Raw genomic sequence first — 7058 nt, 5'->3', positions numbered from 1 at the left:
ACTGCATCTTTATCGGCACTGCGGACCTTTCTCAGGACATGGGCCACCCCGGAGACGTCAATCACCCCGATGTGGTTGAAGCTGTGGAAACCGTGCTGAATGCCTGCAAAAAATATGACATTACAGCAGGGATTGTAACCGGGAATCAGGACGCGGCCATCAAGCGGCTGAAGCAGGGCTTCCGGCTTGTCACCTGCATGAACGATCAGGTGTTTTTCCGCACGGAAAGCGCCAAGTGCCTTGGGGCGGTACGCACGGGCTTTGCAGCGCAATAATCTTCGTTAAAATTGATTCAAAAGCCGCAAAAAGCGGGGCGAAATTTTCATTTCGCCCCGCTTCCCTACGCGTTCTTAATATTTTATTGAATTCATTCCCGGAACAGCGCTCTGGCGGCATCCTGTCCGCTGGAAATCGCCAGCAGAATGTTGACCGTATCCGTGACGGCCTGCACAGGCACGGGCAACTCCCGTAGCGCAGCAAGCAGGTCCGTGTCTCCTCTGGTCCCAACGGCAGCCACCACCGTATCAATGCGGTCAATCACCTTAGACTGCCCGTCCTTCAGATAATGCAACGTATCCCCATTGACGGATTCCACTGTTGCGCCCGTTACAATTTGGCAGCCCTTGGCAAGCAGCCGCTCCACCAAAAGCATCCGAGCGGCGGTCCGCTCGTTTTTCTCCAAATAGTCGTCCATTTCGACAATGCTTACTCGCCTGCTGTTGGGGCCGAGGTCGTTGTGGGGATGGATAAGGAAGTCTGCGGTTTCACAGCCCACCGGCCCCCCACCGATCACAACTACGTTGTGTCCGACGGTGACGTTTCCCTCCAACACATCCTGCGCGCTGACCAACTGTGCGGCGCCCTGCAAGAAGCGAGGAAGAACGGGGTCTGCGCCAACGGCCAGAATCACGCCGTCATACCCCTGCGCGGAGATATCACCGGCGGAAATGTTCTTCCCAAGCTCCATGTGCACACCGGCGGCTTCGGTCTGCTCAATGAGATAACGGGTCCCCTTTGCCACATCGTGCTTACAGGGTGGGAAACCGGCCAGATACATCTGCCCGCCCAGACGGTGGGTGCGCTCCATTAGCGTCACCTCATGGCCCTGTCGGGCCGCTTCGGCGGCGGCGGAAAGTCCTGCCGGTCCTCCCCCTATGACCAGCACCTTTTTGGAAGGTACGCTTGCCGCCTGTGGTATTTCCGTCTCCAGTTCGTGCCCCGCCACGGGATTCATGGTACAGCAAACGCTTCCGTCCGCATTGACGGTGGCAAGGCAACGCAGACAGCCGATACAGGGGCAGATTTCATTTCCCCTTCCTTCCTGCGCCTTGTTTGGAAATTCAGGGTCGGCAATCAGCGCGCGGCCAATATAGGCCACGTCGCTTTTTCCCTGTTCAATCACCATGTCGGCAACCCACGGCTCGTTGATGCGGCCGATAAACCCCAGCGGAATACGGATATATTTCCGGATTTTCTCCGCAAGGTCCGCGTTAAATGCCTGCGGAACGCCGGACGGCGCGGTGGTTTTCCATGGAATATCCAGCGAGCCGTTGGACAAATGAATCATGGAAACCCCGGCCTCTTCAAAGCGGCGTGCAATGTAGATTCCCTCAATGAGGGACTGTCCGTCCGGCTCGCCGTCCGTGGCGGACATTCGTACAATGACAGGAAAATCCGAGCTTACTTGTCTGCGAATTTCGGCAATGACCTCCAAGGGCATCCGAAGCCGCCCGTCAACCCCGCCGCCGTATTCATCCACCCGCTTATTGTGCAGCGGAGAAAGGAAATTCCCCAGCAGACCGTGGCGGTGACAGCAGTGAATTTCCACCGCGTCAAACCCCGCCTTTTCCGCCCGCAGAGCGGCGGCGCCGAATTTTAAAACAAATTCCCCGATTTCCTCTTTTGTAAGTTCCCGCGGAAGCTCCGCATAGGCTCTTGCCTCAACCGGAGACGCGGCAACCGGCCTGCGGCCCTCGTTGTACCGGGACAGAGCCGCCGTGGAGGGATGCAGCAGTTGTGCGCCAACTGCCGCCCCGTGGCGGTGCAGCGCGTCGGTCAGCCGGTGAAGCTCTTCAATTTGAGCGTCCTCATAAAGCCCGACATTGCGAAAGGTGCCATAGCGGGAAAGGCGGTCGATCAGGACGCTGGCAATAGTGATGTAACCCGCCCCGCCTCTGGCACGAGCCTCGTAGTAGGCAAGCATTTCGTCTGTCAGACGTCCGCTGGTACTTGCAAGATGGGAAGACATGGGCGCCATAAAAATGCGATTCTTTACATGCATAGACCCAATGTCGATGGAAGAAAAAAGATGAGGATACTGCTTCATAATGTCTCCTTTCATTTTGAAACCGAAGGCTGAGAATAAAGCGTCCAATGCTCTTGACGAAAACCAATAGAACAAAGCCACGCAATGGGAGCGTGGCTCGGAAGGTTTTGCGAATCGCTCCGCAAAATGGGACTGTGCGTCCGCCGGGCTTCTTTCGGATGATAAACAGCCGGGCACCTCAATCTTAAAGAGTAGCATTTTCCGTGCCAATCTCTATATCAGGGGCGGATTGCCACACCTTCCTCTCCTGAAAAAATAGATTTGCTCAAAATCAAATATCTGGTATGCAAATTGCTCTTATACTCTGAGGAAGATTGAAAACAGGAAAACTATCAACGACTTATATCACTGAATGGGAGAATCACAAAATGACAATTACAATTCTGCAATTGCAGTGCTCTTTGCTGGTCATGATTTTGATTGGGACTCTAGGAAAAAAGACCGGAATCATCACGGAGGGAGTCAGCGCCGGCCTTTCAAAAATGATGATCAATTTGATATTGCCATGCAGTGTGTTTTCCGCTTTTTTTGAGCGCATCCCCGACGACATCCTGAAAAACTCCGTTCTGATGATCCTGATTACCATTGCGGTGCATCTGCTTTACATACTTGTCGGCGTATTGCTTTATCGAAAGAAGCCCACCTTGCAGCAGCCGGTGCTGCGTTTTGCCATCCTTTGTCCCAGCGGCAATTTCATGGGGATGCCGGTTATCGGCGGAATCTATGGTGCGGAGGGGATTTTGCTGCTGTCCGTGGCCCTGCTTCCGGCGCGTATTTTTATTTTAAGCATCGGAATTGCCTATTTTGTGGCCGGAAAATCAAGCGGCTGGATGAAACGTTTACTTAAATCACCGCCCCTGTGGGCGGTTGTTTTGGGCCTGCTGGTCGTCTGGCTGAAGATTACCCTGCCCGTTCCGCTGGAAAACGCCATCTCCTCCTTGGGAAACTGTACTACCCCGCTATCCATGATTTTGATTGGCTGCGTCATTTCCGACTTAAAACTGGAAATGTTTTTAAACAAAGAAATTTGGAAGCTCTGCTTTTGGCGGCTGCTGGGAATGCCGCTGATTGTGCTGGCAATGCTCAAGCTGGTCGGAATCACGCAGGCAGCCGTCGCAGGTGTTTCAGTCGTCTTATCCGCGCTTCCGGCGGGCGCGATGACGGTGATGTTTACGAAGGAATATGAAAAGGACGGCTTGCTGGCGGCGGCCTGCGTGATTTCCAGCACATTGCTCTCCATTTTAACGATTCCTCTGGTTTATCTCCTCTGCTTCAGGATTATCTAAACGCTTTTCCTTAAGTATCACGCTGTTTTCCGTATCCATGGCGGACGGCAGGCACGTTTGCGGGGCTGACCTGCTTAAATATTAAGGCAGCCCCGCAATGGTAAAAACCGTCAAGGGAGCAAATTTCGTATTACGTCAAAACCACCTGATCGGAACCCTTCAGCCCAAGTATGCTCCGGACCTCAGACGGTACGGCCAGCTCAATGTCCAGTGCGTCGGCAATACTCCGGACGGCGGTCACCTGCTCAGCATTGGACTGTGCCAAAACGTGGGCGCGAAGATATAGGCTGTCCCCTAGCCCCACACGAACATTGCCCCCCATTGCCAGCGCCGCCGCCGCCATAGGCAGTTGATGCCGCCCCACAGCGGCAGCGCACCAAATGTAGCCGCTCTCCCCCAGCAGCAGGTCAGCGGTTTCCTTTAAAAACAGCAAGTTTTTTACAGAGGCGGGAATGCCGCCTTGAACTCCCAGCACAAATTGCAAATACACAGGCGATTTGACAATTCCGCTTTTTACAAAACAAGCAACATTGTTTAGCATACCGGGGTCGTAAATTTCAAATTGGGGACGCGTTTCATTTGTGTTCATTGCTCGGACAAAGAGTTCCATATTGGCACACGCGTTGGTAAATGCACATCCTCCGGTTTCACGGAAATAAGGCTTTCTCCAGCCAAATCCGGCTAAAATTTTCTCTGAAACATCGGATAAAGCAACATTCATGGAATCGGCATTGCAATCGGCCATTTCCGGCTGCAATTTCGAAATGGCAGTCAATCGCTCTTCCGGAGACATCGTTTGACTTCCACCGGAGCCTACGCAGACAATCATATCGCAGCGCCGCTGAATCCCGCCCACAATTTCGCGCATTTGGGCTATATCCGCATCCGGCTCGCCGGTGCTTGGATTTCGCGTGTGAATATGCGCAACAGAGGCCCCCGCTTCATAGGAGCGAACTGCATCATCTATGATTTGCTGTGGAGTTACAGGGAGATACGGACTCATGCGCGAACTGTACATCACTCCTGTAATTTCCGCCGTAATAAATGCTTTTCTATTTTGTTTCATTGCAAAACCTCCTGTTATAACCTTACTTTGTAAAGCATTTTTTAGGCCAACATTCGTAAAAGCAAAAAAAAAAATTGAAATTTTTTTGAATCTACAAATTCAGAAAAAAAGTCATTAATAAATAGTCATTATGACCAAACAAAATATGCCGACATCCAAAAACGCAAGTTGAAAATGACTTATTTATTTTCATATGATAATCTTAAAGCGGGACTTTCAATAAAGGTATTCAAAGAAATGCAAAAAACGGCCAATCGCATTACGATTGGCCGTCGGCTCCGACAAGCAATAAAGCAAGTTGTTTTTGACTTGTTAGTAAGTAGAAAATTCAATTTTAACTTTTTTTTAAGAAAATTGGGAAACAGAGACATTTGCGAAAAGAATTCAAGCTGTGCTATATTTGATATCAGCAAAAGCGGGGTGTTTTCTCGCAAAATAATGCAAAAGTAGATCGAAAGGAGAAAATGCTGTGTCGGGAATCGAGCAAACGGTCCGACAGGGGCAGGAGCTGCACCAGTATCAGTTACAGCGGCTGGAAGTTCTTGAAATGAGCGGAGATGAGCTGAGTGAATTTCTGAATCAGGCTGAAAACGAAAATCCTTTAATCAATGTCGAGCGGGACCGAAGCGAAATTGAAAAGGAGCTAAGACTTGCCAATTGGTTTAGCCAGCAGCCGGTGTACAGCCGCGGGTTCTATGAACGCACGGTGACCGAGGACATGCCGGAGCCGGAAATCCCCGACAGCCGCACAATGTCCTTGGAGCAGTACCTACGCCTGCAAATCGACTTTTTAAAGCTAACGGGCGCTCAGCAAAAAATGATGAATTTTCTCCTTGGCACCATAGAAGACAACGGGAGACTAAAGATTACCCCGGATCAGGCCGCGGCCTGCTGCAAAGGTGCGGCGGAGGATTCGGAATATTGTCTCGCCCTTTTGCGCGGACTGGAGCCGGTGGGAATCTGCGCGGCCTCCGTTCAAGAGTGCTTGCTGGTCCAACTGCGCAAGCTGCCCCAGCGGTGTGAGACTGCGGAATACTTTGTAAAAAATTGCCTCCAATCGGCAGGAACTCTGTCAATGAGCCGCCTTGCAAGGAAGTGCGGCGTAAAGATTCCTCAGATGGAGCGGGCATTGCGGGTCATTCGCGGGCTGGAACCGTATCCCGGCGCCTGCTTCGCCCCCGCTGAGAGGGCCTATGTCATTCCGGATATCCTGATGCTTCCCAAAGAAAACGGATGGGATATCTGCCTTTGCGACAAATGGAGCGGAAGCATCCACATCAGTCAATACTATATCAATCTGCTGAAGGGGTCCCACGACAAGGAGAATGCCACCTATTTATACGACCGGCTCCGTCAGGCCAAAATGCTGCAAACGGCGCTTGAACAGCGCCGGAAAACGCTTCTGCACCTCTGCGAATTGATACTGGAGCGACAAAGAGCTTTCTTTGAAAACGGGGGGCCCATCGAACCGCTGCTCCTCGGGGAATTGGCACAGGAGCTGCCGTGTCATGAATCAACTGTCAGCCGAGCCCTGAGAGGAAAATATCTGAGCTGTCCCCGAGGGACATTTCCCCTGCGGAAATTTGTTTCGCTCAACGTTGGAAACTCTGATGTTTCCAATGATGGGCTGACCCGAAAAATCAAAGAGCTGATCGCTGCGGAGGATCCCTGCACGCCGCTGAGCGACCAGCAGATTACGGATTTGCTTGCGACAAACGGTTTGAATATTTCCCGCCGGACCATCGCCAAGTATCGGACAGATCTGGGAATTCCCAATGTATTCGCGCGTCGAGTCTGAATAATTCCGCAAATGGAACGTGAAGGAGAGTCTTGCGCCATGAGTAAAGAGTCTTTCAACTGGGATGCATCCTATATTGATGTTCTTCAACTTGCAGACCTAATTCGGCAGCCGGTTCATTTCATCACCCCGGACGGAACCGTGCAGTTTGTGAACCGGGCATGGGAAAACACCTATAAGCTGTCCCGGCAGGAGGTCATTCACCGGCATATTTCCAGTATTAATGAAGTGACAAAGACAATGAATTACTATCTCTCATTAGACGATATTCATCACGAATTGACAGACAGCATTGTGGACCTCGCCTATAACTATCTAAAGGTGCCAACCAATACGCCCGCATGCTTGCAAGCGATTGAAAAGAAGCGCGAGGTTGTGGTTGTCTCTCAGATGCCGGACGGCGGTCAGGTGGTGGTGCGCAGCACCCCCATCTTCAACGACGAAGACTTGGTGCTGGTATTCACACAGATACAGGACCTGACGATGATGTCTAAGTGGAAGGACGAGCTGGAGCAGGAAATTGAAAAAAACAACCGGATGCAGGAGGAATTCCAATACCTGAGAGATAATCAGGCCGCAACC

The 7058-nt window shown here is 51.6% G+C and carries 6 protein-coding genes; 4 read left to right on the top strand and 2 right to left on the bottom strand.

Translation table 11 applies throughout. The features are described from left to right. A partial coding sequence (locus RTK01_RS15215; RefSeq protein WP_312281786.1) for an aldolase/citrate lyase family protein occupies window positions 1–275 on the top strand: 275 nt, incomplete at its 5' end. Between the two features lie 92 nt (window positions 276–367). Here the strand turns inward: RTK01_RS15215 and RTK01_RS15210 are convergent. Then, the gene (locus RTK01_RS15210; RefSeq protein WP_312281785.1) at window positions 368–2326 is read right to left on the bottom strand and encodes an FAD-dependent oxidoreductase; all 1959 of its coding nucleotides are present in this window, start codon (window positions 2324–2326) and stop codon (window positions 368–370) included. 368 nt (window positions 2327–2694) lie between these two features. Here RTK01_RS15210 and RTK01_RS15205 point away from each other — a divergent pair, with 368 nt between their 5' ends. Further along, a complete protein-coding gene (locus RTK01_RS15205; RefSeq protein WP_312281784.1) occupies window positions 2695–3612 on the top strand; it encodes an AEC family transporter in 918 nt (305 codons plus the stop codon). 130 nt (window positions 3613–3742) lie between these two features. On the opposite strand, the gene RTK01_RS15200 is transcribed toward RTK01_RS15205, so the two are convergent. Further along, window positions 3743–4678: a 3-keto-5-aminohexanoate cleavage protein gene (locus RTK01_RS15200; RefSeq protein ID WP_312281783.1), complete on the bottom strand. Its 936-nt coding sequence runs from the start codon at window positions 4676–4678 to the stop codon at window positions 3743–3745. A 469-nt stretch (window positions 4679–5147) separates the two neighbouring features. Here RTK01_RS15200 and rpoN point away from each other — a divergent pair, with 469 nt between their 5' ends. Both rpoN and RTK01_RS15190 read left to right on the top strand, forming a co-directional pair. Next, window positions 5148–6476: an RNA polymerase factor sigma-54 gene (rpoN, locus tag RTK01_RS15195; protein ID WP_312281782.1), complete on the top strand. Its 1329-nt coding sequence runs from the start codon at window positions 5148–5150 to the stop codon at window positions 6474–6476. 39 nt (window positions 6477–6515) lie between these two features. Continuing rightward, a partial coding sequence (locus RTK01_RS15190; RefSeq protein WP_312281781.1) for a PAS domain-containing protein occupies window positions 6516–7058 on the top strand: 543 nt, incomplete at its 3' end.

This window comes from Oscillibacter sp., from assembly GCF_031978065.1.
Taxonomy (GTDB): domain Bacteria; phylum Bacillota; class Clostridia; order Oscillospirales; family Oscillospiraceae; genus Oscillibacter.
Note: the sequence above shows the minus strand (reverse complement) of the source record. Positions and strands in the feature narration are given on the sequence as shown.